At 72.3% G+C, this 24,790-nt stretch carries 23 protein-coding genes and 1 pseudogene; 15 read left to right on the top strand and 9 right to left on the bottom strand.

Features of this window, described 5'->3' with window-relative positions; translation table 11 throughout:
• Positions 1-21 precede the first annotated feature (21 nt).
• Positions 22-642, bottom strand: coding sequence for a MerR family transcriptional regulator (locus tag R4Z62_RS19810; RefSeq protein WP_491521897.1), 621 nt, complete (start codon positions 640-642; stop codon positions 22-24).
• A 223-nt stretch (positions 643-865) separates the two neighbouring features.
• Here R4Z62_RS19810 and R4Z62_RS19815 point away from each other — a divergent pair, with 223 nt between their 5' ends.
• The 4 genes from R4Z62_RS19815 (at position 866) to R4Z62_RS19830 (ending at position 4,565) form a co-directional block, all read left to right on the top strand.
• Positions 866-2,428: a flavin-containing monooxygenase gene (locus R4Z62_RS19815; RefSeq protein ID WP_491520494.1), complete on the top strand. Its 1,563-nt coding sequence runs from the start codon at positions 866-868 to the stop codon at positions 2,426-2,428.
• A complete protein-coding gene (locus R4Z62_RS19820; RefSeq protein ID WP_382844686.1) occupies positions 2,425-3,381 on the top strand; it encodes an alpha/beta fold hydrolase in 957 nt (318 codons plus the stop codon). The genes R4Z62_RS19815 and R4Z62_RS19820 overlap by 4 nt, the downstream gene beginning before the upstream one ends.
• Positions 3,378-4,271: an SDR family oxidoreductase gene (locus R4Z62_RS19825; protein WP_382844684.1), complete on the top strand. Its 894-nt coding sequence runs from the start codon at positions 3,378-3,380 to the stop codon at positions 4,269-4,271. Before R4Z62_RS19820 ends, R4Z62_RS19825 begins: the two co-directional genes overlap by 4 nt.
• Before the next feature lie 96 nt (positions 4,272-4,367).
• The gene (locus R4Z62_RS19830) at positions 4,368-4,565 is read left to right on the top strand and encodes a hypothetical protein (RefSeq protein WP_064533633.1); all 198 of its coding nucleotides are present in this window, start codon (positions 4,368-4,370) and stop codon (positions 4,563-4,565) included.
• 77 nt (positions 4,566-4,642) lie between these two features.
• Here R4Z62_RS19830 and R4Z62_RS19835 read toward each other — a convergent pair whose 3' ends face one another.
• Positions 4,643-8,017, bottom strand: coding sequence for a S41 family peptidase (locus R4Z62_RS19835; protein WP_491520495.1), 3,375 nt, complete (start codon positions 8,015-8,017; stop codon positions 4,643-4,645).
• A 215-nt stretch (positions 8,018-8,232) separates the two neighbouring features.
• On the opposite strand from R4Z62_RS19835, the gene R4Z62_RS19840 reads away from it, so the two are divergent.
• The 8 genes from R4Z62_RS19840 (at position 8,233) to R4Z62_RS19875 (ending at position 14,288) form a co-directional block, all read left to right on the top strand.
• The gene (locus R4Z62_RS19840) at positions 8,233-8,835 is read left to right on the top strand and encodes a TetR/AcrR family transcriptional regulator (protein ID WP_064533631.1); all 603 of its coding nucleotides are present in this window, start codon (positions 8,233-8,235) and stop codon (positions 8,833-8,835) included.
• Positions 8,836-8,964: 129 nt separating this feature from the next.
• Positions 8,965-11,187, top strand: a complete 2,223-nt coding sequence (locus tag R4Z62_RS19845) for an MMPL family transporter (RefSeq protein WP_491520496.1) — start codon at positions 8,965-8,967, stop codon at positions 11,185-11,187.
• Positions 11,188-11,317: 130 nt separating this feature from the next.
• Positions 11,318-12,169: a helix-turn-helix domain-containing protein gene (locus R4Z62_RS19850; RefSeq protein ID WP_382844673.1), complete on the top strand. Its 852-nt coding sequence runs from the start codon at positions 11,318-11,320 to the stop codon at positions 12,167-12,169.
• Positions 12,166-12,366, top strand: coding sequence for a DUF397 domain-containing protein (locus R4Z62_RS19855; RefSeq protein ID WP_382844670.1), 201 nt, complete (start codon positions 12,166-12,168; stop codon positions 12,364-12,366). The genes R4Z62_RS19850 and R4Z62_RS19855 overlap by 4 nt, the downstream gene beginning before the upstream one ends.
• On the top strand, positions 12,363-12,548 hold the full coding sequence (locus R4Z62_RS19860) for a DUF397 domain-containing protein (protein ID WP_382844668.1): 186 nt from the start codon (positions 12,363-12,365) through the stop codon (positions 12,546-12,548). Before R4Z62_RS19855 ends, R4Z62_RS19860 begins: the two co-directional genes overlap by 4 nt.
• A gap of 39 nt (positions 12,549-12,587) precedes the next feature.
• A complete protein-coding gene (locus tag R4Z62_RS19865; protein ID WP_491520497.1) occupies positions 12,588-13,091 on the top strand; it encodes a YbaK/EbsC family protein in 504 nt (167 codons plus the stop codon).
• The gene (locus R4Z62_RS19870) at positions 13,088-13,933 is read left to right on the top strand and encodes an EamA family transporter (protein ID WP_382844664.1); all 846 of its coding nucleotides are present in this window, start codon (positions 13,088-13,090) and stop codon (positions 13,931-13,933) included. Before R4Z62_RS19865 ends, R4Z62_RS19870 begins: the two co-directional genes overlap by 4 nt.
• A 79-nt stretch (positions 13,934-14,012) precedes the next feature.
• A complete protein-coding gene (locus R4Z62_RS19875) occupies positions 14,013-14,288 on the top strand; it encodes a DUF1876 domain-containing protein (protein ID WP_064537477.1) in 276 nt (91 codons plus the stop codon).
• A gap of 37 nt (positions 14,289-14,325) precedes the next feature.
• On the opposite strand, the gene R4Z62_RS19880 is transcribed toward R4Z62_RS19875, so the two are convergent.
• Entirely contained in the window at positions 14,326-15,504 is a 1,179-nt protein-coding gene (locus R4Z62_RS19880) for a serine hydrolase domain-containing protein (protein WP_491521898.1), read from the bottom strand.
• Positions 15,505-15,603: 99 nt separating this feature from the next.
• Positions 15,604-16,380 (bottom strand): energy-coupling factor ABC transporter ATP-binding protein, encoded by a 777-nt coding sequence (locus tag R4Z62_RS19885; RefSeq protein WP_491520498.1) that lies wholly within the window; start codon positions 16,378-16,380, stop codon positions 15,604-15,606.
• A gap of 61 nt (positions 16,381-16,441) precedes the next feature.
• On the opposite strand from R4Z62_RS19885, the gene tnpA reads away from it, so the two are divergent.
• On the top strand, positions 16,442-16,855 hold the full coding sequence (gene tnpA / locus R4Z62_RS19890; protein WP_491521899.1) for an IS200/IS605 family transposase: 414 nt from the start codon (positions 16,442-16,444) through the stop codon (positions 16,853-16,855).
• A pseudogene (locus R4Z62_RS19895) lies at positions 16,852-18,069 on the top strand (RNA-guided endonuclease InsQ/TnpB family protein); the annotation flags it as partial. The gene tnpA and the pseudogene R4Z62_RS19895, both read left to right, overlap by 4 nt.
• Before the next feature lie 44 nt (positions 18,070-18,113).
• Here the strand turns inward: R4Z62_RS19895 and cbiQ are convergent.
• Both cbiQ and R4Z62_RS19905 read right to left on the bottom strand, forming a co-directional pair.
• Positions 18,114-18,878 (bottom strand): cobalt ECF transporter T component CbiQ, encoded by a 765-nt coding sequence (cbiQ, locus tag R4Z62_RS19900; RefSeq protein WP_491520499.1) that lies wholly within the window; start codon positions 18,876-18,878, stop codon positions 18,114-18,116.
• Between the two features lies 1 nt (position 18,879).
• On the bottom strand, positions 18,880-19,944 hold the full coding sequence (locus R4Z62_RS19905; protein WP_491520500.1) for an energy-coupling factor ABC transporter permease: 1,065 nt from the start codon (positions 19,942-19,944) through the stop codon (positions 18,880-18,882).
• A 220-nt stretch (positions 19,945-20,164) separates the two neighbouring features.
• On the opposite strand from R4Z62_RS19905, the gene R4Z62_RS19910 reads away from it, so the two are divergent.
• Positions 20,165-20,524 (top strand): SsgA family sporulation/cell division regulator, encoded by a 360-nt coding sequence (locus R4Z62_RS19910; RefSeq protein ID WP_381737581.1) that lies wholly within the window; start codon positions 20,165-20,167, stop codon positions 20,522-20,524.
• Positions 20,525-20,568: 44 nt separating this feature from the next.
• Here R4Z62_RS19910 and R4Z62_RS19915 read toward each other — a convergent pair whose 3' ends face one another.
• The 3 genes from R4Z62_RS19915 to R4Z62_RS19925 all read right to left on the bottom strand — a co-directional run bounded on the left by R4Z62_RS19915 (position 20,569) and on the right by R4Z62_RS19925 (position 24,774).
• Positions 20,569-22,239 carry a penicillin-binding transpeptidase domain-containing protein gene (locus R4Z62_RS19915; protein ID WP_491520501.1) on the bottom strand — a complete coding sequence of 557 codons (1,671 nt, stop codon included), beginning with the start codon at positions 22,237-22,239 and terminating at the stop codon, positions 20,569-20,571.
• A gap of 341 nt (positions 22,240-22,580) precedes the next feature.
• Entirely contained in the window at positions 22,581-24,203 is a 1,623-nt protein-coding gene (locus tag R4Z62_RS19920) for a penicillin-binding transpeptidase domain-containing protein (RefSeq protein WP_491520502.1), read from the bottom strand.
• A gap of 199 nt (positions 24,204-24,402) precedes the next feature.
• Complete coding sequence (locus R4Z62_RS19925; RefSeq protein WP_491520503.1) at positions 24,403-24,774, bottom strand: hypothetical protein; 372 nt, start codon at positions 24,772-24,774, stop codon at positions 24,403-24,405.
• Between the last annotated feature and the right edge of the window lie 16 nt (positions 24,775-24,790).

Raw genomic sequence — 24,790 nt, forward strand, 5'->3', positions numbered from 1 at the left:
CCTCCAGTACCCCCGCCGCCCTCACGCCCCCTTGTTCAGCCGCCGGTCCAGAGCCATCGACAGTTCCGCGTCCACCACGCTCTTCGCCAGGGGGCGCAGGCGGTGGAGGTCCTTCTCGGTGCCGTGGTGGGTGATGAGGTCGGTGAAGAGCTCGGCAAGGGCCTCGGCGTGGGCGCGGACGCGGTGGCCGGCGGCCAGGACCGCGGCCAGCGGGATGCCCTCGCGGACCAGGGTGGCGGAGACGTCGAGCAGCCGGCGGCTGACGTGGACGATCTCGTCGCCGTCGGTGCCGAGGTAACCGAGGTCCATGGCGGCGGCCAGGTTCTCCGCGGTGACCTCGCCCGCGAAGTGGTCGGCGAGTTCCTCGGGGGTGAGGCGGACCGGGGTCTCCTCGGTGGGCTCGCCCACGCCGAGCAGGTCGCCGACGTCGCGGCCGTGGTCGAACGCCTCGGCCAGCTCGGCGATGCCGCTGAGCGTGTGGCCGCGTTCCAGCAGGGCCGTGATGGTGCGCAGCCGGGCCAGGTGATGGTCGTCGTACCAGGCGATACGGCCCTCACGGCGGGGCGGGGGTATCAGCTTGCGTTCGCGGTAGAAGCGCAGGGTGCGCACGGTGATGCCGGCCAGCCGCGCCAGCTCCTCCATGCGGTACTCGCGCGGGCCGCGGCCCCGCCCGTCCGGTCGTCCAGCGTCCTCAGCCACACCGGCAGCCTATGTTGTACCGCCGGTAACTTTCCCGGTCCCGACCCCTACCGATCGGTACGCCGCTCCTCTACGCTCCCCATTGCGCCAGTGTTCACTGGCAGAATCGCTGGAGGCTGGGCCCGCGGCACGCACGTGGGTCACGCGAGGCATGGAGGGGCGCTCAATGGCCGAGCACGAGTACGCACACGTACGGGTGGCGGTGATCGGGTCCGGGTTCGGCGGACTGGGCGCCGCGGTGCGCCTGCGCCGGGAGGGGATCACCGACTTCGTCGTGCTGGAGCGCGCGGACAGCGTCGGCGGCACCTGGCGGGACAACAGCTATCCCGGGTGCGCCTGCGACGTGCCCTCCCACCTCTACTCCTTCTCCTTCGCGCCCAACCCGGAGTGGCCGCGCACCTTCTCCGGCCAGCAGCACATCCGCTCCTATCTGGAGCATGTCGCCGACACCTTCGGGCTCCGCCCGCACCTGCGCTTCGGCTCCGAGGTGAAGAAGGCGGCCTGGAACGCCGAGCGGCTGTGCTGGGACATCGAGACCAGCAGCGGCAGCCTCAGCGCGGACGTCGTGGTCTCCGCGACCGGACCGCTGTCCGACCCGAAGATCCCGGACATCAAGGGCCTGGACACCTTCCCCGGCAAGGTCTTCCACTCCGCCCGCTGGGACCACGGCTACGACCTCGCGGGCAAGCGGGTCGCCATGGTCGGCACCGGTGCCTCCGCCATCCAGATCGTGCCGTCCATCCAGCCCGAGGTCGCCCGCCTCACGCTCTTCCAGCGCACCCCGCCGTGGGTGATGCCCCGCGTCGACCGCGCCATCAGCGGCCTGGAGCGCTCCCTGCACCGCGCGGTGCCCGCCACCACCCGGCTGCGCCGCGGACTGCTGTGGGGCATCCGCGAACTCCAGGTGCAGGCGTTCACCAAGCGGCCCGACGAACTCGGCTTCGTCGAGAAGATCGCCCAGCGCAACATGGCCCGCGCCGTCAAGGACCCGGCGCTGCGCGCCAAGCTCACCCCCGACTACCGCATCGGCTGCAAGCGGATCCTGCTCTCCAGCACCTACTACCCGGCGCTCGCCCGGGACAACGTGGACGTGGTGGCCAGCGGGCTCAGCGAGATCCGCGGCTCGACCGTGGTCGCCGCCGACGGCACCGAGACCGAGGTCGACGCGATCATCTTCGGCACCGGCTTCCACGTCACGGACATGCCGATCGCCGAGCGGGTCGTCGGCGCGGACGGCCGCACGCTGGCGGAGACCTGGAAGAACGGCATGGCCGCGCTGCGCGGCGCCACCGCGGCCGGGTTCCCGAACTGCATGACGGTCATCGGCCCCAACACCGGCCTCGGCAACTCCTCGATGATCCTCATGATCGAGTCCCAGCTGAACTACATGGCCGACTATCTGCGCCAGTTGGACGTCCTCGGCCCGGGGACCGCCCTCGACGTCCGGCAGAGCGCGGTGAACGCCTGGAACCGCACGGTGCAGGAGCGCATGAAGCGCACCGTGTGGAACACCGGCGGCTGCACCAGCTGGTACCTGGACGCGGCCGGCCGCAACACCACCGTCTGGCCCGGCACCACCACCGAGTTCCGCCGCGCCACCCGGCGCGTGGACCTCGCCGAGTACGAGGTCGTACGGGCGCCCAAGGCATCCAGGACGCCCGGGACCGGCGCGAGCGGGGCCCCCTCGCCCGCGCCCGCCGCGTCCCGGCCCGCGGAGGTGCAGGCGTGAGCCGGCTGACCCGCGTCACGGCCGGCCCGTACGCCCCGCCCGTCCCCGCCCGCGAACTCACCGTCTCCTCCACCGGCGGCGCCCGGCTGCACGTGGAGGTGCACGGGCCCGAAGGGGCGCCCGCGGTCGTCCTCGCGCACGGCTGGACCTGCTCCACCGCCTTCTGGGCCGCGCAGATCCGCGAACTCGCCGCCGACCACCGGGTGATCGCCTACGACCAGCGCGGCCACGGCCGCAGCCCCGCGCACGAGGTGTGCAGCACCGAGGCGCTCGCCGACGACCTGGAGGCCGTGTTCGCCGCGACCCTCGCCCCGGGCGAGCGGGCGGTGGTCGCGGGCCACTCCATGGGCGGGATGACGGTGCTGGCCGCGGCCGGGCGGCCCGGCTTCCGGGAACACGCGGCGGCCGTCCTGCTGTGCAGCACGGGCAGTTCGCGGCTGGTCGAGGAGGCCACCGTCGTGCCGCTGCTGCGGGCCGGCCGCCTGCGCACCGGGCTGACCCGGCGGATCCTCGGCTCCCGGGCCCCGCTCGGACCGGTCACGCCGCTCGCCCTGCGGGTCCTCAAGTACGCGACGATGGGCCCGCGTTCGGCACCGCACGCGGTCGAGGCGTGCGCCCGGATCGTGCACGCCTGCCCGCGCCGGGTGCGCCACGCCTGGTCGCGGGTGCTGGACTCGCTCCAGCTCGACGCGGGCGCACGGCAGGTGCGGGTGCCCGCCGCGGTGCTCGTGGGCACCGCCGACCGGCTCACGCCGCCGGTGCACGCCCGGTCGCTGGCGGCGGCGCTGCCGCAGTGCGTGGGCCTGACCGAACTGCCCGCGCGCGGCCACATGACCCCCATGGAGGCCCCGGACCAGGTCACCGGGAAGATACGGGACCTCGTCGCCGGGCACATACGCGCACGCGGCACCGGAAACGACAACGACACCGCACGGATCGGAGAGGGCGCATGAGCAGGTTCCCGCTGGAGGGACAGGTGGCGGTCGTCACGGGCGCCGCGCGGGGCGTCGGCGAGCTGCTCGCCCGCAAACTCTCCGCGCGCGGCGCGCGGGTGGCGCTGGTGGGCCTGGAGCCGGACGCGCTCAAGCAGGTCGCCGAGCGGCTGCACGGCGAGAGCGGCCACTGGTACGCCGACGTCACCGACCACGAGGCGATGGCCCGGGTGGCGGCCGAGGTGAAGGAGCGGTTCGGCCGGGTGGACATCGTCGTCGCCAACGCCGGTGTGGCGACCGGCGGTCCGTTCGCCGACTCCGACCCGCGGTCCTGGCGGCGGGTGATCGAGGTCAACCTCATCGGCTCGGCGGTCACCGGCCGGGCGTTCCTGCCCGCGCTGACCGAGAGCCGGGGCTACCTCCTCCAGGTCGCCTCGCTCGCCGCGATGACCCCGGCGCCGATGATGACGGCGTACTGCGCCTCCAAGTCCGGTGTGGAGGCGTACGCGCACAGCCTGCGCGCCGAAGTCGGCCACCGGGGCGTGCGGGTGGGCGTGGCGTACCTGTCGTGGACCGACACGGACATGGTGCGCGGGGCCGATCAGGACGACGTCATGCGGGAGTTGAGGCAGCGGCTGCCGTGGCCGGCCAACAAGACGTATCCGCTGGGTCCGGCGGTGGACCGGATCGTGGACGGCATCGAGCGGCGCGCCGGCCATGTCTACGGGCAGTGGTGGCTGCGCGGGATGCAGGGGACGCGCGGGTATCTGCCGGGTGTCATCGGGACGGTGGGGCAGCGGGAGATGCGGCGGTTCGCGGACCGGCTGACGGGCATGCGCACCGGGCTCGTCGGAGCGGGCGGCGCCGCCGACGAACAGCACCGGACGGTGTCAACTACCGACCGTCACTGATCGACATGCACAGGGTCACCGCCCGTGTGAATCTGGTCGAGGCCGGTCCCCTCACCCACTTGGGGGCCGCATTCACCCACACGGGAGTGACACAGCATGGGTATGAAGGACAAGTCCCAGGAGCAGGCCAAGCAGTGGCAGCAGCAGGGCAAGGAGCGCGTCCAGGAGGGCCGCGAGAAGGCCGGCCAGCGTGCCGGGCAGCGCGGTGACCAGCAGCGTGACCGCGCCCGCCAGGGCATCGAGGACACGCACGACGAGGCCCACGACCGCCTCGACGAGGACTACGACCGGTAACTCGCCGCGCTCCGTGGACCGTTGCTGAGCCGTGGGGTGTCCCGTGCACCGGGGCACCCCATGCGGCTGCCGGGACCTCAGGTCTGCCGCGGCGGCAGCTTCGGACGGGCGAGGTCGGGCACGCCGCCGTAGCCGGGCGGGGTCGCGGCCGGGTGCGACGCCAGGAGTTCCAGGGCCAGTTCGATGGCCCGGTCCATCTCGACGTGCCGGCCCTCGGCCCAGTCCAGCGGGGTGCGCAGCGCCTCGATGTCGGGCTCGACGCCGTGGTTCTCCACGGACCAGCCGTACGCGTCGAACCAGGCCGCGTTCATCGGCACCGTGATCACCGTGCCGTCGCCGAGCCGGTGCCGCCCGGTCATGCCGACCACGCCGCCCCAGGTGCGCTGGCCGACCACCGGACCCAGCTCCAGCAGCTTGATCGCGGCCGTGATCATGTCGCCGTCGGAGCTGGTCGCCTCGTCGGCGAGGGCCACGATCGGGCCGCGCGGCGCGTTGGAGGTGTACGAGACCGGCTGGGCGTCGCGGGTCAGGTCCCAGCCGAGGATGGTCCGGGTCAGCTTCTCGATGACCAGTTCGCTGATGTTGCCGCCCGCGTTGCCGCGTACGTCCACGATGAGCGCGGGCCGGGACATCTCCATGCGCACGTCCCGGATGAACTGCGCCCAGCCGGAGCCGCCCAGGTCGGGGATGTGCAGATAGCCGCACCTGCCGTCGCTCAACTCACGGGTGACCGCCCGGCGTTTGGCGACCCAGTCCTGGTAGCGCAGCGGCCGGTCGTCGACCAGCGGGACGATCGCGACCCGGCGGGCCGGTCCCTGTCCGCCCGCGGGCGAGAACGTCAGCTCCACCGTCGTACCGCCGGACCCGGCCAGTAGCGGCCAGGGGCCCGTCACCGGGTCGACCGGCCGTCCGTCGACATGGGTCAGCGCGGCGCCCGCGCGGATCCCGGTGCCGGCCAGCGGCGAGCGGGCGCGCGAGTCGGAGGAGTCGCCGGGCAGGATCCGGCGGACGGTCCAGCCCTCCTCGCGCGGCACCAGGTCGGCGCCGAGCAGGCCCTGCCAGCGCTGGTAGTGCGCGGGGCCCTCGTTGCGGCGGGCGGCGGCGACATAGGCGTGGGAGGTGCCCAGTTCGCCCAGCACCTCGCGCAGCAGATCGGCGAACTCGTCGGGGGAGGCGACCCGTTCGACCAGCGGCCGGTACTGGGCGAGCACCCCGTCCCAGTCGATGCCGCACATCCGCGGCTCCCAGAAGTACGCCCGGATCAGCCGCCCGGCCTCCTCGTACGCCTGGCTCCACTCGGCGCCCGGGTCGACGACGTGCAGGATCCGGCGCAGGTCGATCCAGGTCGTGGTGTCGCTGTCGCCCGGCTCGGTGGAGGGCACCGCGCGCAGCTCGCCCTCGTCGACCACGACCAGCCGGGTGCCGTCGCCGCTGACCGCGAACCAGTCGAGGTGGCCGACGAGTTCGGACTTCTTCGCCTTGCTGATGTGGAAGTACTCCAGGGTGGGCCTGCCGGTTGTGTCGTCCGGGTTGGCGAACGTCTCCCCGAGCGCGCCGGAGATCGGCCAGCGCTGCCAGACCAGGCCGCCGCCCGCGACCGGGGCGAGCGCCGAGTACTTGGAGGCGATGACCGGGAACGGCGTCACCCGGCTCTCCAGGCCCTCCACCTCGACGGTGACCGCGCCGGGCTCGCCGTTCTCCTCGTCCTCCACCGGGTCGAGCCCGCCCGCCGCCGGGCGCCCCTCCGGGTTCAGCGCGAAGGGGGAGGGCGTCGCGGAGGACAGCGGGACCAGATAGGGCTTGCAGCCGAGCGGGAAGGACAGGTCGCCGGTGTGCACGTCGTACACCGGGTCGAAGCCGCGCCAGGACAGGAAGGCCAGATAGCGGCCGTCCCGGGTGAAGACGGGGTTCTCGTCCTCGAAGCGGCCGTCGGTGACGTCGATGACCAGGCCGTCCTTGATGCGGGCCAGCCTGATCTGGCGCAGTGTCCGGCCGATCCCCGGCTGCGACCAGGTCAGCCAGGCGCCGTCCGGGGAGAACGCGAGGTCGCGCACGGGGCCGTTGACGGAGCGGACGAGTTCGGTGACGGTGCCGCGGGGGGCCGGGGCCGCCTCGTCCCGCGTGCCGTTCTCCCCGCCGGCCTGCGCTTCGGTCCCGCCACCGTCCTCCGTACCGGCCTCCCCGGGCCCGCCGCCGTCGGCGGTCTCCGTGCCGTCCTCCTCCGTCACGTCGAGCAGCAGCAGCCGTCCGTCGTGCGCGGCCAGGGCGAGCCGTTCGCCGTCGGGGTCGGCGGCCATCTCCAGCACCCGGCCCAGCTCGCCCTGGGCGATCCGGCGCGGCGGCCGGGGCCCGGTGGCGCGCGGCAGCTGGGCGATCTCCACCGCGTCCTCGCCGCCCGCGTCGGTGACGTAGGCGATCCGGCCGCCGGCGCCGAGCATCTCCGGGAGCCGGACGCGGACGCCGGGCGTGTCGGTGAGGGTGCGCGCGGGGCCGTCACGGTGGGTGAGCCAGTACAGGGAGCCGCGGACGACGACCGCGCTGGCCCGGCCGGTCTCGTCCACGGAGAGGCCGTCCAGGTTCTGGGCGGCCGGGACGGGGTGGCGGCGGCGGCCCGCGCGCGGCCCGCTGAGCCGTACGTCCAGGCGGCGCGGCACCGAGTCGGGGGAGAGGTCGTCCACGATCCACAGGTCGCCCGCGCACTGGTACACCACGCGCCGGCCGTCCCCGGCGGCGTGCCGGGCGTAGAAGGCGTCGTGGTCGGTGTGGCGGCGCAGGTCGGAGCCGTCGGGGGCGCAGGAGTAGAGGTTGCCGACGCCCTCGTGGTCGGAGAGGAAGGCGATCCGGTCGCCGACGAACATCGGGCAGGCCAGATGGCCGTTCAGCTCGGGCAGCAGCCGCTGTCCGTGCAGCCAGAGGCGGCCGGTGGCGCCGCCGCGGTAGCGCTTCCAGGAGGCGGGTTCGTGGGGCGGGGTGCCGGTCAGCAGCAGGGTCCTGCGCTCGCCGCCGGTCTCGGCGGCCTGGATGTCGGCGACCGGCCCCCAGGGCAGTTTGCGGCCGGGTGAGCCGTCGGTGGCGACCTTGTAGGCCGAGGTGAAGTAGGAGAACGGCTCGCCGTGCGAGGTGACGGCGAGGATCTCGCGGTGCCCGTCCTCCTCGGGCGGCGTCCAGCCGCACACCTGGGTGTCGGAGCTGCCCCAGTACGTCAGCTGCCGGGCGGGCCCGCCGTCCACCGGGACCAGATGGATCTCGGGTGCCAGGCTGCGCCAGCTGGTGCAGGCGATGTGGCGGCCGTCGGGGGAGAAGCGGGGGTGGCCGGTCTTGGTGCGGTCCACGGTGAGCCGCCAGGCCCGGCCCGCACCGTCGAGCGGCGCCAGCCACAGGTCGTCCTCGGCCACGAAGCACAGCAGATCGCCGCTGAGGTGCGGCATACGCAGATAGCTCACCTCCTCCATGCTTCGCCGGGGTGCCGGGCCGGGCAACCGGAGCACCGCGCCGGGAGCACTCCGGAGCACTGCGGAGCAGTCATGGGGCTCCCTCAGGGGACTCCTTTACGGGAATCCGACAGAAGTGACCCAACCCACGTACGAAACTGTTTCGTTTCGATAGCTGAGTGCGCTACATTCGTGTCGTACGAAACCGTGTCGTGCACAGCGGGAAGGCGGACGGGATGACCGAGATGACGGCGGTGCGCCGGAGCCGGATCACGCCCGAGCGCGAGGCCGAGCTGTACGCGGCCGTCCTCGACCTGCTCCGCGAGGTCGGTTACGACGCCCTCACCATGGACGCCGTGGCCGCCCGTACACGCTCCAGCAAGGCCACGCTCTACCGCCAGTGGGGCGGCAAGGCCGAACTGGTCGTGCGGGCCGTGCGGCACGGCAAGCCCGGGAAGCTGGAGGGCACCGACACCGGCACGCTCCGCGGCGACCTGCACGCGCTGACGAGCCGCGAGGACGACTGCACCATGGAGCAGAACTCCGCGCTGATGCGGGGCCTGGCCATGGCGATGCACTCCAACCCGGACCTCAGACAGGCCTTCCGGGAGCAGTTGATCGAACCGGAGATGGCCGAGTTCAAGCGGCTGCTCCAGCGGGCCGTCGACCGGGGCGAGATCCGTCCGGACTGCCCGGCGCTGGACTTCGTGGTGCACATGCTGGCCGGCGGCTTCGTCGTCCGGGCGCTGATCGAGGACCAGCCGCCGACCCAGGGCTTCCTGCGGTCGTACATAGACGCCGTGGTGCTCCCCGCCCTCGGCGTGCCCACCACCTCCTGAACCGCCCTCCCCAGGCACCTCAGTAGCTCTCCTCCTCAGCAAGCCCACCTTCTGACGTCACCGCTCACGTCGTCGGGCTGATGACCCCTGCCCTGATCCACCCAACGACCTGACCGGGAGTACGCCCACGTGGCCACGTTCCTGTACAAACTTGGACGCCTCGCCTTCAGGCGACGGCACTTCGTCGCGCTGATATGGGTGGCGCTGCTGACCCTCGCCGGTGTCGGCGCCGCCTCCGCGCCCCCCGCGGGCAACACGTCCTTCTCGATCCCCGGCACCGAGGCGCAGAAGGCCTTCGACCTGCTGGAGCAGCGCTTCCCCGGGGCGAGCGCCGACGGGGCCACCGCCCGCGTGGTGTTCAAGGCACCCGGCAGCGGGAAGATGACCGACGCCGGGAACAAGGCGACCGTCGAGAAGACCGTCAAGGAGCTGTCGGACGGCTCCGAGGTCGCCTCCGTCGCCGACCCCTACACCGGCAACGCCGTCAGCAAGGACGGCACCGTCGCCTACACCTCGGTGAAGTACAAGGTCTCCGGCATGGAGCTGGAGGACTCCTCGCGCACCGCGCTCAAGGACGCCGCGCAGCACGCGCGGGACGCCGGGCTGACCGTGGAGATCGGCGGTGACGCGCTCAGCGCCGCGCCGGAGACCGGGGCCACCGAGGTCATCGGCATCGCCATCGCCGCCGTCGTGCTCGTCATCACCTTCGGCTCGCTGCTGGCGGCCGGGCTGCCGCTGCTGACCGCGATCATCGGTGTCGGCATCGGCGTCTCCACGGTCACCGCGCTCGCCAGCGCCCTCGACCTGGGCAGCACCACCTCGATCCTCGCCTCGATGATCGGCCTCGCGGTCGGCATCGACTACGCCCTGTTCATCGTCTCCCGCTACCGCGCGGAACTCGCCGAGGGCCACAGCCGCGAGGAGGCGGCGGGCCGGGCCACCGGCACCGCGGGCTCCGCCGTGGTCTTCGCCGGACTCACCGTCGTCATCGCCCTGGTCGGCCTCTCCGTCGTCAACATCCCGATGCTCACGAAGATGGGCATCGCCGCGGCCGGCACGGTCGTCATCGCCGTCCTGATCGCGCTCACCATGATCCCGGCGCTGCTCGGCTACGCCGGCCGCAGGATCAAGCCGACCGGCGAGAAGAGCAGGCTGCTGGGCGGCGGCCGGGCCGCGGAGAAGGCACAGCAGCCGGCCCGGGACAACATGGGCACCCGCTGGGCCCGGTTCGTGGTGCGCCGTCCCGTCGCCGTGCTGCTGCTCGGCGTGGTCGGCCTGGGCGCCGCCGCGGTGCCCGCCACCTCCCTCGAACTGGGCCTCCCGGACGACGGCTCCCAGCCGGTGTCCACCACCCAGCGCCGCGCCTACGACCTCCTCTCCGAGGGCTTCGGGCCCGGCTTCAACGGCCCGCTGATGGTCGTCGTCGACGCCAAGGGGAGCGGTGACGCCAAGGCCGCCTTCACCGAGGTGACCGACAGCATCAAGGGCCTCAAGGACGTCGTGACGGTGACCCCGGCCCAGCCCAACAAGGCCGGCGACACCGCGACGATCACCGTCGTCCCGAACTCCAAGCCGTCCTCCTCCACCACCGAGGACCTGGTGCACGCCATCCGCGACGCGGGCAGCGGCATCAAGGCCACAACGGACGCCGAGGTGCTGGTCACCGGGTCCACGGCGATGAACATCGACGTCTCGCAGAAGCTGAACGACGCCCTGTTCCCGTATCTGGCGCTGGTCGTCGGACTCGCCTTCCTGCTGCTGATCGTGGTGTTCCGCTCCGTCCTGGTCCCGCTGAAGGCGGCGCTCGGCTTCCTGCTGTCGGTGATGGCGGCGCTCGGCGCGGTCGTCGCGGTCTTCCAGTGGGGCTGGCTGTCCGGCCTGATGGGCGTGGAGGAGACCGGCCCGGTCATGTCGATGATGCCGATCTTCATGGTGGGTGTCGTCTTCGGCCTCGCCATGGACTACGAGGTCTTCCTCGTGACCCGGATGCGGGAGGCGTATGTCCACGGCGAGCAGCCCCGGCAGGCCGTGGTGACCGGCTTCCGGCACGGTGCGCGCGTCGTCACGGCCGCCGCGGTCATCATGATCGCCGTCTTCTCCGGGTTCATCGGTTCCAGCGAGTCGATGATCAAGATGATCGGCTTCGGCCTGGCCGTCGCGGTCTTCTTCGACGCGTTCGTCGTCCGCATGGCCATCGTCCCCGCGGTCCTCGCCCTCCTCGGCCGCCGCGCCTGGTGGCTGCCGAAGTGGCTGGACCGCGCGCTGCCCAACGTGGACGTCGAGGGCGAGGGCCTGCGCGCGCTGTCCTCGGCGGACGGCCGCGAGGAGGACCGGGAACCGGCCCTGGCCTGACCGGATACGTGGACGAGGGCGCGGCTTCCTGCGGGGGCCGCGCCCTTTTCGTTCTGTCCGGGGGCTGTCCCGTGCTGTCCTGGCTCTTCGCCGCGTTGTACGGGTATGCGTGCGCGTCGAAGGAGGAGCCATGGTTGATGATGTGGACGAGTCCGGCTGGTCCGTGGAGCCCGGCGACGAGATCGAACCGTTGGTGCAGGCGGTGGGTCGGCTGCTGAAGGTGTGCCGGGAGGCGGCGGGGATGCGCACCGGCGAACTGGCGGAAGTGCTCGGGTACGGCGAGGACTTGATCCGGAAGGTCGAGCGGGGACAACGCATTCCCCGGCCGGAGTTCCTCGACAAGGCCGACCAGGTGCTGCACGCGCACGGTCATCTGCGCGCGTTCATGGAGGACATGAGGCGGGCGCGGTACCCGAAGAAGGTCCGGGAACTGGTCGAGATGGAAGGCCGCTCGGTGGAGATGCTGCTGTACAGCACCCACAACATCAACGGCCTGCTCCAGACACCGGAGTACATGAGGGCGCTGTACCGGGTACGCCATCCTCCGCTTTCCGAGGACGTCATCGAGCGGGAGGTCGCCGGGCGCATGGACCGGCAAGCGGTGCTCAAGCGGGACCCGGCTCCGGTGATCAGTTTCGTGCAGGAGCAGGTGACGCTGGAGCGGCCGATCGGTGGGAAGGCGGTGTTGCGTCGTCAACTGGAACACATCCTGGAAGTGGCCCAGTTGAGGAATGTCTCTCTCCAAGTCATGCCGACCGATCTGGAGGATCACGCCGGTATGTCAGGAGATGGCCAGCTCCATGTGCTGAAGTTCGCCGATGGTTCGGGGGCCGGGCGGGCCACCGGCACGTTCCACGGTCGCCCGGTCGGGAGCCCCAGAGACCTCCGTGTCCTCGAATCGCGCTATGGCATGATCCGAGCGCAGGCCCTCACACCGAGAAGGTCACTGGCCTTCATCGAGCAGATGCTGGGGAGACTATGAGCACTCCGGACCTCCACTGGTTCAAGAGCACCTACAGCGACGGCAACGACCCCGGCGACTGTGTCGAGGTCGCCACCACACCAACCTTGGTCCACATCCGCGACTCCAAAACCCCGAACACCGCCTGGCTGGCCGTCGCCCCCGTCGCCTGGACGAGCTTCCTCGCGCACGCGGTGGAGGGCGGTCACCCGGCATGAGCACGCCGGAACTGCACTGGTTCAAGAGCAGCTACAGCAGCAGCGGCGAGCCCGGCGATTGCGTCGAGGTCGCCACCACTCCCACCACGATCCACGTCCGTGACTCCAAGCGTCCGGAGGTGTCACGCCTCGCCCTCGCCCCCGCTTCCTGGGCGGACTTCCTCGCGTACGTCGGGGAATGACTTCGCGGGGAGCGGGCGGGCACCGCTACCGTGCCGGGCATGACGATGACGAACGGCACCCCCGGCGTCCACCCGCGCTTCGTCGCGGCCCTGACTGAGCTGGGGCTCGACGAGCTGGCCGGGCGGGTGCGGCACTTCCCCGAGGCCACCCGCACCGCCGCCGAGGCCGCGGCGGCGGTCGGGTGCGAACTGAGCCAGATCTGCAAGTCGTTGATCTTCGCCGCGGACGGCGTGCCGGTGCTCGTCCTCATGGACGGCGCCTCCCGCGTGGACGTGGAACGCGTCCGCGAGGAACTGGGCGCCCAGAAGGTCACCCGCGCCAAGGCCGACGTCGTACGGGACACCACCGGGTACGCCATCGGCGGGGTGCCGCCCTTCGGGCACCGGACGCGGACCCGGGTGCTGGCCGACCGCTCGCTGCTGGAGCACGACCTGGTCTGGGCCGCGGCGGGCACCCCGCACACGGTCTTCCCGATGGCCCCGAAGGAGCTGGCCGAGCGAGCCGGGGCCGTCCTCGTGGACGTGCGCGAGCGCGCTTCGTGACGCCGCTGGTCACCGCGGCCGTCCTGCTGGCCGCGGTCACCCACGCCTGCTGGAACGCCCTCGCGCACCGCATCCCCGACAAGCTCGTCGGGTTCACCCTGATCTCCGGCGGCGGAGTGCTGATCGGCGTGGCGCTGGCGCCGTTCGCGGCCTTCCCGGCGGCCGGCGCGTGGCCGTACCTCGGCATATCGGCGGTGCTGCACGTCGTCTACTACGTCCTGCTGATGACGTCCTTCCGGCTCGGTGACTTCGGGCAGACCTACCCGATCGCCCGGGGCACGGCACCGCTCGTCGTCACGGTCCTGGCCGCCGTCTTCGCCCACGAGGTGCCGGACCTGTGGGTGACCGGCGGCATCGCGCTGTCCTGCGCCGGGCTGACCGGAGTCGCGCTGTGGGGGCTGCGCGGGCGCCGCCCGAACTGGACGGCGGTCGGCGCCGCGCTCGCGACCGGTCTGTCCATCGCCGCGTACACGGTCGTGGACGGCCTGGGCGTACGCGCCTCCGGCTCGTCCCTCGGCTACATCGCCTGGCTCATGGTCATCGAGGGCGTGGCCGTCCCGGTGTACGCCCTCACCCGCTGGCGCGGCCGCTCCGCCGCCCTGCTGCGCCCCCACGCCGCCCTCGGCCTGCTCGGCGCCGCCCTGTCCGTGACGGCGTACGGCATGGTCCTGTGGGCGCAGACCCGCGCCGACCTCGCCCCCGTCTCCGCGCTGCGCGAGTCCTCCATCCTGGTCGGCGCGGCCATCGGCGCCGTCTTCTTCAAGGAGCGCTTCGGCGCACCCCGGCTCGCGGCGGCGGGCCTGCTGGTCGTGGGCATCGGCCTGATGCTGCACGCGGGTTAGGCGCCCGCCGGGCACCTGGTGCTGCGTACCGCCCCGGGAGGGAGCACCCTGGAAGGAGGTGTTCCCGGAGGTGATGGTCATGATGAAGACAGCCGTGGGATGGCATGTGGAGCTGGAGTTCCAGGAGGACGGCCAGCACACGCGGGCGGCGGCCATGGTGCGGCTGCCCGACGGCAGCGAGATCCGTGGGCACGGGCGGGCCAGCAGGCACCGTACCGACTCCGACCAGCCGCGCGTCGGCGAGGAGATCGCCGGGGCGCGCGCCCTCAACGAACTCGCCATGGAGCTGCTCACGAAGGCGCACGAGGAGATCGACAGCGCCTCGGGCCGCACCTCCCAGCCGATCCACGTCTGAAGGTCGCGTCAGGCGGGGCGTGTCAGGCGGGTCGCCGTCAGGCCGGTTGCGCCAGTGCCGTCCGGACCGCCCGGACGAGTGCTTGCGCGCGCGGGTCCGCCGTCACGCTGCCGCGGAAGCCGTTGGTGACGCAGCCGAAGGCGGTGCCGGTCTCCGGGTCGGCGAAGCCGAGGGCGCCGCCGCGGCCCGGGTGGCCGAAGGAACCGGGGCCGAGCAGCGGGGACGCGCCGCCGTGCAGCATGTACCCGAGGCCGAACCGGGTGCCCACCACCAGCACCCGGTCCGCGCCCGCGGACCGCTCGGCGCGGGCCAGCTCCAGCGTCCCGGGCTCGAACAGCCGTCGGCCGCCGTCCACCTCGCCGATCAGCGCGGCGTAGAAGCGGGCCAGGCCGTCGGCGGTGGCGATGCCGTTGGACGCGGGCAGGGCCGCCGCGCGGTAGGCGGCGTCGTTCTCGTCGGGCAGCGGGGTGATCGCGCCGAAGGCGCGCCGGGTGAGCGAGGCGGGGTCCGCGTAGGCGTCGGCGACCGCGCGCTTGGGGCGCAGCCGCAGCCCGCCCGCGGACTCGGGTGCCGTGACCGGTCCGACCCGGCCCGCGCGCCCGGTCTCGGCGGCGGGCAGCCCGACCCACAGGTCGGCGCCCACCGGAGCGGCGATCTCCCGGGCGATCCAGGCGCCGACCGGCTCGCCCGTCACCCGCCGCACCAGCTCGCCGGTCAGCCAGCTGTACGTCTGCGCGTGGTAGCCGTGGCCGGTGCCCGGCTCCCACACCGGGGCCTGCGCGGCGACCGCGCGGGCGCCCAGGTCCGGGTCGGCGGCCTCGGCGGGGGTGAGCGGCCGGTCCAGGACCGGCACGCCCGCGCGGTGGGCGAGCAGCTGCCACACGGTGGTCCGGTCCTTGCCGGCCGCCTTGTACTCGGGCCAGTAGGCGCCCACCGGAGCGTCCAGGTCGAGTTCGCCGCGCTGGTGCAGGAGCAGGAGGGCGGCGGCGGCGACGCCCTTGGTCGCGGAGCGCACTATCTGCGCGGTGCCGTGCTCCCACGGCGCGTCCCGCGGGTCCCCGTCGACGTCCCGGCTCCCGGCCCACAGGTCGACGACCTTGTGCCCGTCCCGGTACACCGCGAGGGCCGCGCCCCGCTCGCCGCGTACGGCGAAGTTCTCGGCGAACGCGTCCCTGACCGGTCCGAAGCCCTCGGCCACCGCACCGCTCACGTCCACATCCACACCCGTACTCCTGCCACTCGTCACTCGTATCCGTCCGCAGCCTGCGACAGTGAGTGCAACACAGAGGCGTCGCCTGCGATTCCTCGGGGGGCCTCAGCCCTTAGGGGCCGAGGCCACGCGCGGGTCGAAGCCGAAGGGCAGTTCCAGCCGGTGGGCGTGCATCAGATCCTCGTCGGACAGGAGATCCCCGGTCGGTCCGTCGGCCGCGATCACGCCGTCGCTGAGGATCAGCGCGCGCGGGCACAGCTCCAGGGCGTACGGGAGGTCGTGCGTGACCATGAGGACGGTCACGTCCAACGAGCGCAGGATGTCGGCCAGTTCACGGCGGGAGGCCGGGTCCAGGTTGGAGGACGGTTCGTCCAGGACCAGGATCTCCGGCTCCATGGCGAGCACGGTGGCCACCGCGACCCGGCGGCGCTGGCCGAAGGAGAGGTGGTGCGGGGGCCGGTCGGTGAACTCCGCCATGCCGACCCGCTCCAGGGCGGTGCGCACGCGCTGCTCCAGCTCGGGCCCCTTCAGCCCGGCCGCCGCCGGACCGAACGCGACGTCCTCGCGCACGGTCGGCATGAACAACTGGTCGTCCGGGTCCTGGAAGACGATCCCGACCTTCTGCCGGATCTCGGCCATGTGCCGCTTGCCGACCGGCAGCCCGGCCACCGTCACCGTGCCCGCGCCGCCGCTCAGGATGCCGTTGAGATGCAGCACGAGCGTGGTCTTCCCGGCGCCGTTCGGGCCGAGCAGCGCCACCCGCTCCCCGCGGGCGACGGCGAAGTCCACGCCGAACAGGGCCTGGTGGCCGTCCGGATAGGCGAAGGCGAGGCCGGAGACCTCCAGGGAGGGCGGCGTCGAAGGCGTAGTCACAGGGTCCATCAGTTCTCCTGGCAAGGGGACCACCGGCTTCGGCCGGCGGGGGAATTGCTTCTTTGATCCGATCTGCCCTCGGCTGTGTGCACGGATCTGTACTGTCTGCCTCGTGTGGTGCCCGAAGTACCGCCGCCCGGTCCCCGGTGGACGGGTCGCGGTACGACTGGACGAACTGATCCGGCAGAAGGCCGGCGAGCGGGGGTGGGAGATCGTGACACCCGAAGTCATGCCCGACCACGTCCACCTGTTCGTCAAACACGACCCGAAGTCCTCTGCGTCGTACGTCGCGAACCAGTTCAAGGGATTCTCCTCACGCATTCTGCGTGAGGAGTTCCCGCACCTCCGTTCACAGCTGCCGACTCTGTGGTCGTCGTCGTACTTCGCCGCGTCGGTCGGCGCCGTGTCGGCGGACACCGTGCGCCGACACATTGACACGCAGTGGGAGCGGCCGTGGAAGAAGCAGAAGGGGGAAGGTCCGTGATCCGGGCGTACAAGTTCCTCCTGCGGCCCACAGCCCGCCAGGTGGTCGCGCTCGGTGAGATGCTGCGGGACCACTGCTCGCTGTACAACGCGGCGTTGCAGGAGCGCCGGGACGCCTGGCGGCACGCCTCGAAGACCACCGTCCGCTACGGGGACCAGTCCGCCCAGCTCAAGGACATCCGCGCGTTCGACCCGGAACGCCAGGGCCGCTGGTCGTTCTCCTCCCAGCAGGCCACCCTGCGTCGCCTGGACAAATCGTTTCGGGCGTTCTTCGAGCGAGTGAAGGCCGGCCGGACGCCCGGATACCCCAGGTTCAAGGGTGTTGGACACTTTGACAACGTCACCTTCCCCAAGGACGGCGACGGCTGCCGCTGGGACTCCACCCCCCACGAGCGGCAGACCCGTGTCCGTCTCCAAGGCGTCGGGCACATCCGCGTGCACCAGCACCGACCCGTCAAGGGCCGCGTCAAGACGGTCTCGGTGAAGCGTGAGGGGAGCCGCTGGTACGTCATTCTGGCCTGCGACAACGTGCCCGCCGGGGCACTGCCGCCCACCGGCGCGGTCATCGGCATCGACATGGGCGCCACGCACTTCCTCACCACCTCCGAGGGCGAGCACGAAACGAATCCGCGCTTCCTCGCCGCCATGGCCGGGGAGCTGGCCGCCGCGCAGCGGCACCTGGCGACGTTCCCCGAGCGCACCCGGCAGCGCACCAAGAAACACCGCGCCGCCGCCCGCAAGGTCGCCGGGCTGCACGCGAAGGTGCGGCGGCAGCGTCTGGACTTCCACCACAAGACGGCCCGCGCGCTGATCGCCGAGAACGACGTGATCGCGCACGAGCGGCTGAACATCGCCGGGATGGCCAAGAGCCCGGCACCCAAGCCAGACCCCGGGAACGACGGTGCGTTCCTCCCGAACGGTGCCGCCGCCAAGGCCGGGCTGAACCGGAGCATCCTCGACGCGGGTTGGGGGCAGTTCCTCGCGATCCTGGCGAACAAGGCTGAGAGTGCCGGTCGCCTCGTGATCCCAGTGGATCCCCGCAACACCTCCCGTACCTGCCCACCCAGCCTCGGTGGCTGCGGGCACGTCGCGAAGGAGAACCGCGTCACTCAAGCGAAGTTCCGGTGCACGGCGTGCGGCTTCACCGCGAACGCGGACCACGTCGGCGCTTCGAACATCCTCGACAGGGCCGGGCTGGTCCTCTGTGCGGCGGCCTGGCCACCGGCACAGGAAGCCCGCGCGTTCATGCGTGGGTGGAGTCACCCCAGCAGACAGACCACGACGACGATGACGAGCGCCGCACCGGGGAGGGCCAGCGCGGACGACCACTGGGCCCGGGAGGCGGTCGCCTCGTCGATGACCGGCATCGAACCGGCGTAGCCGCGGCTCACCATGGCCAGGTGGACGCGCTCGCCGCGCTCGTAGGAGCGGATGAACAGCGCGCCGGCCGACTTGGCGAGCACGCCCCAGTGCCGGACGCCGCTCGCCTCGAAGCCGCGCGACTCGCGGGCGATGCGCATGCGCCGCATCTCGTCGGTGATCACATCGCCGTAGCGGATCATGAAGGAGGCGATCTGCACCAGCAGGGGCGGGAGCTTGAGGCGTTGCAGGCCCAGCAGCAGTTCGCGCAGTTCGGTGGTGCTCGCCAGCAGGACCGAGGCGGCGACGCCGAGGGTGCCCTTGGCCAGCACGTTCCACGCGCCCCACAGGCCGTTCACGCTCAGCGAGAGCCCGAGGACGTGCACGCGCTCGCCCTCGGCGACGAACGGCATCAGCACCGCGAAGGCCACGAACGGGATCTCGATCAGCAGCCGCTTGAGCAGGAAGCCGGCGGGCACGCGGGCCACGGCGGCGGTGGCGGCCAGCAGCACCGCGTACAGCGCGAACGCCCACACCGCCTCGCGCGGGGTGGACACCACGACCACCACGAACGCGAAGGCCGCGGCGAGCTTGGTGTGCGGCGGCAGCCCGTGCACGGGGGAGTGCCCGTGCCGGTAGAGCCGGTGCGCGTGGCCCGCTCCCACGTCAGGCCGCGGCCTGGGAGGACGGCGTCTCGGATCCGGCCGTACGGCGCCTGCGCACGACCCAGAAGACCCCGCTGCCCACGGCGACGGTCACGCCGACGCCGATCACCCCGGCGAGCCCGCCGGACAGCCGGGCGTCGGAGATGTCCTTGACGCCGTAGTCGGCGAGCGGGGAGTCCGCGGAGGCGTGCGCCTCCTCCTTCTGGTCGATGCCCTTGTCGTGGGCGACCTTCTCCAGGCCGTCGGGGCTGGCGGAGGCGTAGAAGCTGACGAAACCGGCCAGCACCAGCGAGGTCACCAGGCCGGTGATCCACAGCTTGCGGTGCGGCCGCGCGGTGGCGGCGGCGGCCGGGACGGGGGCCGGTCCGGCGGCGGGGGCGTCGACCAGTTCGCCGCCGACCCGCAGCTTCAGCCGCTGCTCAAGACCGCGCGCGCCGTACACCAGGTCGGGGCGTACGGCGATGACGGCGGCCACCGTGAGCGCGGTGATCGCGGCCTCGCCGATGCCGATGAGGACGTGCACGCCGATCATGGCGGTGGCGACCTTGCCGATGGCCACATCGGTGGTGCCGCCGACCGCGTAGATCAGCGTGAAGGCGACGGAGGCGGCCGGGACGGAGAGCAGCGCGGCCACGAAGGAGGCGACCGTGACCGAGCGGCGGCGGCGCGGCAGCACCTTCACCAGGCCGCGGAAGACCGCGTAGGCGACGACCGTGGTGACGATCGCCATGTCGGTGATGTTGACGCCGAGCGCGGTCAGGCCGCCGTCGGCGAAGAGGATGCCCTGCATGAGCAGGACCACGCAGACGCACAGGACCCCGGTGTAGGGGCCCACGAGTATCGCGGCCAGCGCCCCGCCCAGGAGGTGGCCGCTGGTTCCGGCCGCGACCGGGAAGTTGAGCATCTGCACCGCGAAGATGAACGCGGCGACCAGGCCGGCGAGCGGTGCGGTCCGCTCGTCGAGTTCCCGGCGCGCGCCGCGCAGGCTCACCGCTACGGCACCGGCGGCGATGACTCCGGTGACAGCGGACGTGGGAGCGTTGATGAATCCGTCAGGCACATGCACCGTTCGATGATAGTGGCGTGTTGCGAACCTCTTGCAAGAGCGAGGTGGTATGCATCTGCGGCGAGTGCGGGCCGGATCGGGACCGGCGCGGGAAGCGGATCGGGACGCGGGGGCATGAAACCGCAGATGTGGGACATTGGTAAAGAGGAGTGCAGAAGCGAGTGAACGTCTCGCTGGTGTCCGCCTCGCGTCGAGGTCGCCTAGTGTGAGGGGCCGTCCGATGACCGCAGTCGAACAGTACGCGCGAGCCCGTGTCGTCACCGAGGACGACCATCAGGACGAGCACTGCGGTGTCCCGGTCGTCCTGCGCTACGACCCCCAGGACGACCCGGGCGCGGTCCGGATGGCTCTGCCCGGCCTGCCCGAGCGGACGTTCTCCCGGTCGCTGCTCGAACAGGGCCTGCGGGCCCCGACCGGCACCGGCGAGGTGCGGGTGTGGCCGTGCGGCCGGGTGCAGGCCGTGGTGGAGTTCCACTCGCCGCGGGGCGTCTCGGTGGTGCAGTTCGAGACGAAGACGCTGCTCAGATTTCTGCGGCGTACGTATGCGGCCGCCGCGGCGACGGCGATGGCGCACCACTGAGCCTGCCTGGGTCCCGGCAGGGCTCAGCCGCCGTTCCCCACGGCTCAGCCGCCCTTCTTCAGCAGGGCGGCGACGATCGGGCCCGCCGTGTCGCCGCCGTGGCCGCCCGCCTGGACCACACCGGCCGCGGCGAGGTCGCCGCGGTAGGCGGTGAACCAGCCGTTCGGCTTCTCCTGCCCGTCGACCTCCGCCGACCCCGTCTTCGCGCCGTAGTCGGGGCCGAGTCCGGCCATCGCCTGGGCGGCGGTGCCGGAGGCGGCCGTGTACCGCATCAGCTCCCGCAGCTGGGACAGGGTGGACGCGGACAGCGTGCGCGAGGCCGTGGCCCGCTTGCGCTTGCCGGTGTCCGGGGAGACCAGATAGGGCTGGTGGAAGGTGCCCGCCCGGACGGTCGCGGCCACCGACGCCATGTTGAGCGGGTTCATCCGGACCCCGCCCTGGCCGATGAGCGAGGCGGCCTTCTGCGCGGCCGACTGCACCGGCACCGCGCCGTCGAAGGACGGCACCCCGATCGACCAGTCGTCCCGCGCCAGCCCGAACACCTCACGGGCCTGCCGGGTCAGGTCGTCGTCCTTCAGCTTGCCCGCCTGGCTGATGAAGGCCGTGTTGCAGGAGCGGGCGAAGCTCGCCTTGAAGGTGCCGCCCTTGATCTCGAAGTCGTCGTCGTTGTGGAAGGTCCAGCCGCCGTAGCTGAACGTCTTGGGGCACGGGTGCTCCTTGTCCACGGCCGCCAGCTTCTTGTCGAGCAGCAGCGAGGCGGTGATCACCTTCATCGTGGAGCCGGGCGCCAGGGAGCCCTGGAGGGCGGTGTCGAAGCCGTGCCCGCTGTTGGCCGCCGCGAGTATCTCGCCGGTGGACGGGCGCAGCACCACCACCGAGGCGCGGGCCCGCCCGGCGACCTGCTGCTCGGCGGCCGACTGGAGCGCCGGGCTCAGGGTGGTGCGCACCGTGCCCGGGGTGCCCTTGCTCAGCTCGACGAGGGTCTTGTCCGCCAGCTCGGCCTTCTTCGACGCGGCGCCGCGCACCACGCGCAGTTCGACGCCCGCCCGGCCGCCCGCCGTCTTCCCGAACTTCTCGCGCAGCCCGTCCAGGACCGAGCCCAGCGACGGGTACGCGGCCGTGGTGAGCGCGCCGCCGTCCCGGTCCAGGGCCTTGACCGGCGGGGTGCCGGACGCCCCGGTGACGAGGGTGTCGCCGTCCTTCAGGTCCGGGTGCACGACGGCCGCGTGCCAGTCGACGACGGGTATGCCGTCCGCCGCGCGGCGCACCACGGTCAGCGCGCTGTTGTACGCCAGCGGCTTGTTCACGCCCTGGTAGGAGACCGTCGCCTTCACGGAGAACGGCACCGTGCCGCCGCGCGGGGTGCCCTGGGTGAGGGTGACGTCCTTGAGGTGGGCGTCCTTGGCGTATCGGGCGAGCAGCGCGGAGGCCGCGGCGGAGTCGGTGGTGGAGGCGGCCGCCTCGGCCGCCCGGCCCTGCTGCCAGGAGGTGAGGAACCGCCCGGCCGTGGTCTGGACCTCCAGCGCCGTCACGGGCCCGGTCCGCACCTTCTTGTGGGTGCCGGCCGCCGAGGTGGTGCGGCCCTCGGCCTCGGCGCCGCCGCCGGAGAGCGTGTAGGCGCCGACCGCCGCGCCGCCCACCACCACGGCGACCACGCCTCCGACCACCGCGGGCCGCGTTCTGCGCCGCTCGGCGACGCGCCTTCTCCTGCCCACTGGCTTCCGTCCTCCGCGCTGCCGGGCCCCGCCGCGCCACCCGCGCTGCCGTGGCCGCCGTCGTCCTGTCGTCCCCGTGCTGCCGTGCTGCCGTGCTGTCGTGCTACGGCAGTGCTGCCGTACTGCCGTACTGCCGTACTGCCGTACTGCCGTACTGCCGTACTGCCGTACTGCCGTACATGAGACGCGCCCGGACCACCCTAGGGTCCGGGTCCGTCGCGGTGGCCGACTCGGACCGTCCGTAGCCAACCTGCGACATACGGCGCCGGGGCGCACGCCGGGCGGGGCAGTGGAGGTGCGCGGCGGCCCTTCCGGGAAGACGGACCGGGCGGCGGAGTGCCTCAGCCCGCCGCGCGCAGCACCGCCGCGACGATCGGGCCGGCCGCGTCGCCGCCGTGGCCGCCCTCCTGGGTCATGGCCGCCGCCGCGACGTCGTTGCGGTACCCGGTGAACCAGCTGTTGGACTTGGCCTGCCCGTCGACCTCGGCGGAGCCGGTCTTCGCGCCGATGCTGCCGCTCAGTCCGGACATCGCGGCGGCGCCGGTGCCGCTGGTGGCGGTGCGGTTCATCATCTGCCGCAGCTGGGTGACGGTGCTTGCCGGGAGGCCCTTGGCCGTGGCCAGTTCGCGGTCGTCGAGGCCGGCGGAGACCAGGACGGGCTGGTGGAAGCCCCCGGTGATCGCGGTGGCCGTCACCGACGCCATGTTGAGCGGGCTCATCTGCACCCGGCCCTGGCCGATCAAGTTGGCCGCCCGGTCCGGGCCGTCGACGGCCGGCACCGAGCCGTCGAAGGACGGGATGCCGGTCTTCCAGTTGTTCTGGCCGAGCCCGAAGCGTTCCTGGGCCTCCCGGGTGAGGGAGTCGGACTTCAGCTTGGGGGTGAACTTGATGAAGGCGGTGTTGCAGGAGCGGGCGAAGCTGTCCGAGAGGGTGGCGTGCTCGTCGGGTTGCATGCCCTTGAGGTTGTGGAAGGTCTGGCCCTCCCACAGCACGTCCGGCAGACAGGGCGCGGGCCCGCTCGCCTTGGTGAGGCCGTTGTCGATGAGGGCGGCGGCGGTGACAATCTTCATGGTGGACCCCGGCGCCAACTGGCCCAGGAACGCCGCGTTGAAGCCGTCCGCGCGGTGGTTGGCGACCGCGAGCACCTCGCCGGTGGACGCCTGGACGGCCACGACGGAGGACTCCGCGAACTTGTCCACCGCCTTCTCGGCCGCCGCCTGGGCGCTCGCGCTGAGCGTCGTGCGCAGCTTGCCCGGCTTGCCCTCGGCGAGGGTGATGAGCGGGGTCTCGGCCGCGTCGGTGTCGGCGTGGTGGATGCTCAGCTCGACGGACGGGGAACCGCCCGCCTTGTCGCCGTACTTCGACCGCAGCGCGTCCAGGATCGGGCCCAGGGAAGGGTACTTGTCCTTCGTGAGAACGTTGCCGTCGCGGTCGACGGCCTCGATCGGCGGGGCGGCCGAGTCGCCGGTGACCAGCGTGTCGCCCTTCTTCAACTGCGGGTGCACGAGCACCGGTTGCCAGTCGACGAGCGCCCGGTGACTGGTCTCGCCGCGCACCACGGACAGCTTGCTGCTGTAGGCGAGCGGCGCGGTCTTTCCGCCGTAGGAGACGGTGGCCTTCACCGAGAAGGGCACGGTGGTGCCGGCGGCGGCCCCCGGCGCGATCTTCACATCCGTGATGTGCGCCTCGTGTCCGTAGGAGGACAGCAACTGCTGGGCATCCTGCGGGAAGTTGGTGTATGAGGCGGCCTTCGTCGCGTCGCCCTTCTCCCAGGCCGCGAAGAACTTCGACGTGGTGTCCTTCACCTCGTCCCGCGTCGGCGGCCCCGTCCGCGCGGGCGCCGGCCCGCTCGCGGTCGCGTCCCCCTCCAGCGCCGAGACGATGTTGTATCCGCCGTACACCGCCCCACCGACCAGCACGACACACACACCGCCCACCACAGCGGCCTTGGTCCCCTTGCGCATCACCGCGCTCCTCCCCGTCCCTCCCATGGCGCCTTCGCCCGCGCGGGCTTTCTTGAACGCGTTCAAAGGCGATGCGTGCCTCGAACTGTATGCGGAACCGAAGCCTACGACGGCGCCTGTTGCCGGATGGTGTCCGAAGAGAGATCAGCTGTTCCGGGCAGATCCAGGTATGGGGGTACATGGGGACGGCGGCTCATGCTCAGCTTCCGGGGGAAGCGTCCGCCTCGGCCTCCGCCGCGTGGGCGGTCCCGGTGCTCGGATACCGCTCCCCGTACCGGTCCGCGCGGGCGACAGTGTCGGCGGCCGCCACGAGCATGACGGCCAGGGCGACGGTCCGCAGCGGCGAAGCCTCGGGACGATGCCGAGGAGCGGCCAGCCACTGGTAGCGGTCGCCGGAGAGCGGGAGGGGGCCGGGCACCACGACGTACGACCCGTGCTCCAGATACCGGTACGCGGGCGTCGCACCAGTCTCCCTGGTCAGGGTGCGAGCGAACCGGTCACGGGAACGCGGCGGCAGGAAGAACCCCGTCCGCTTCGAGGCATGGTCGATCACCGCGGGTCCCACCGGCATCCGCCACCGTTCGAGG

The sequence above is a fragment of the Streptomyces sp. PL-25 genome, from assembly GCF_058344915.1.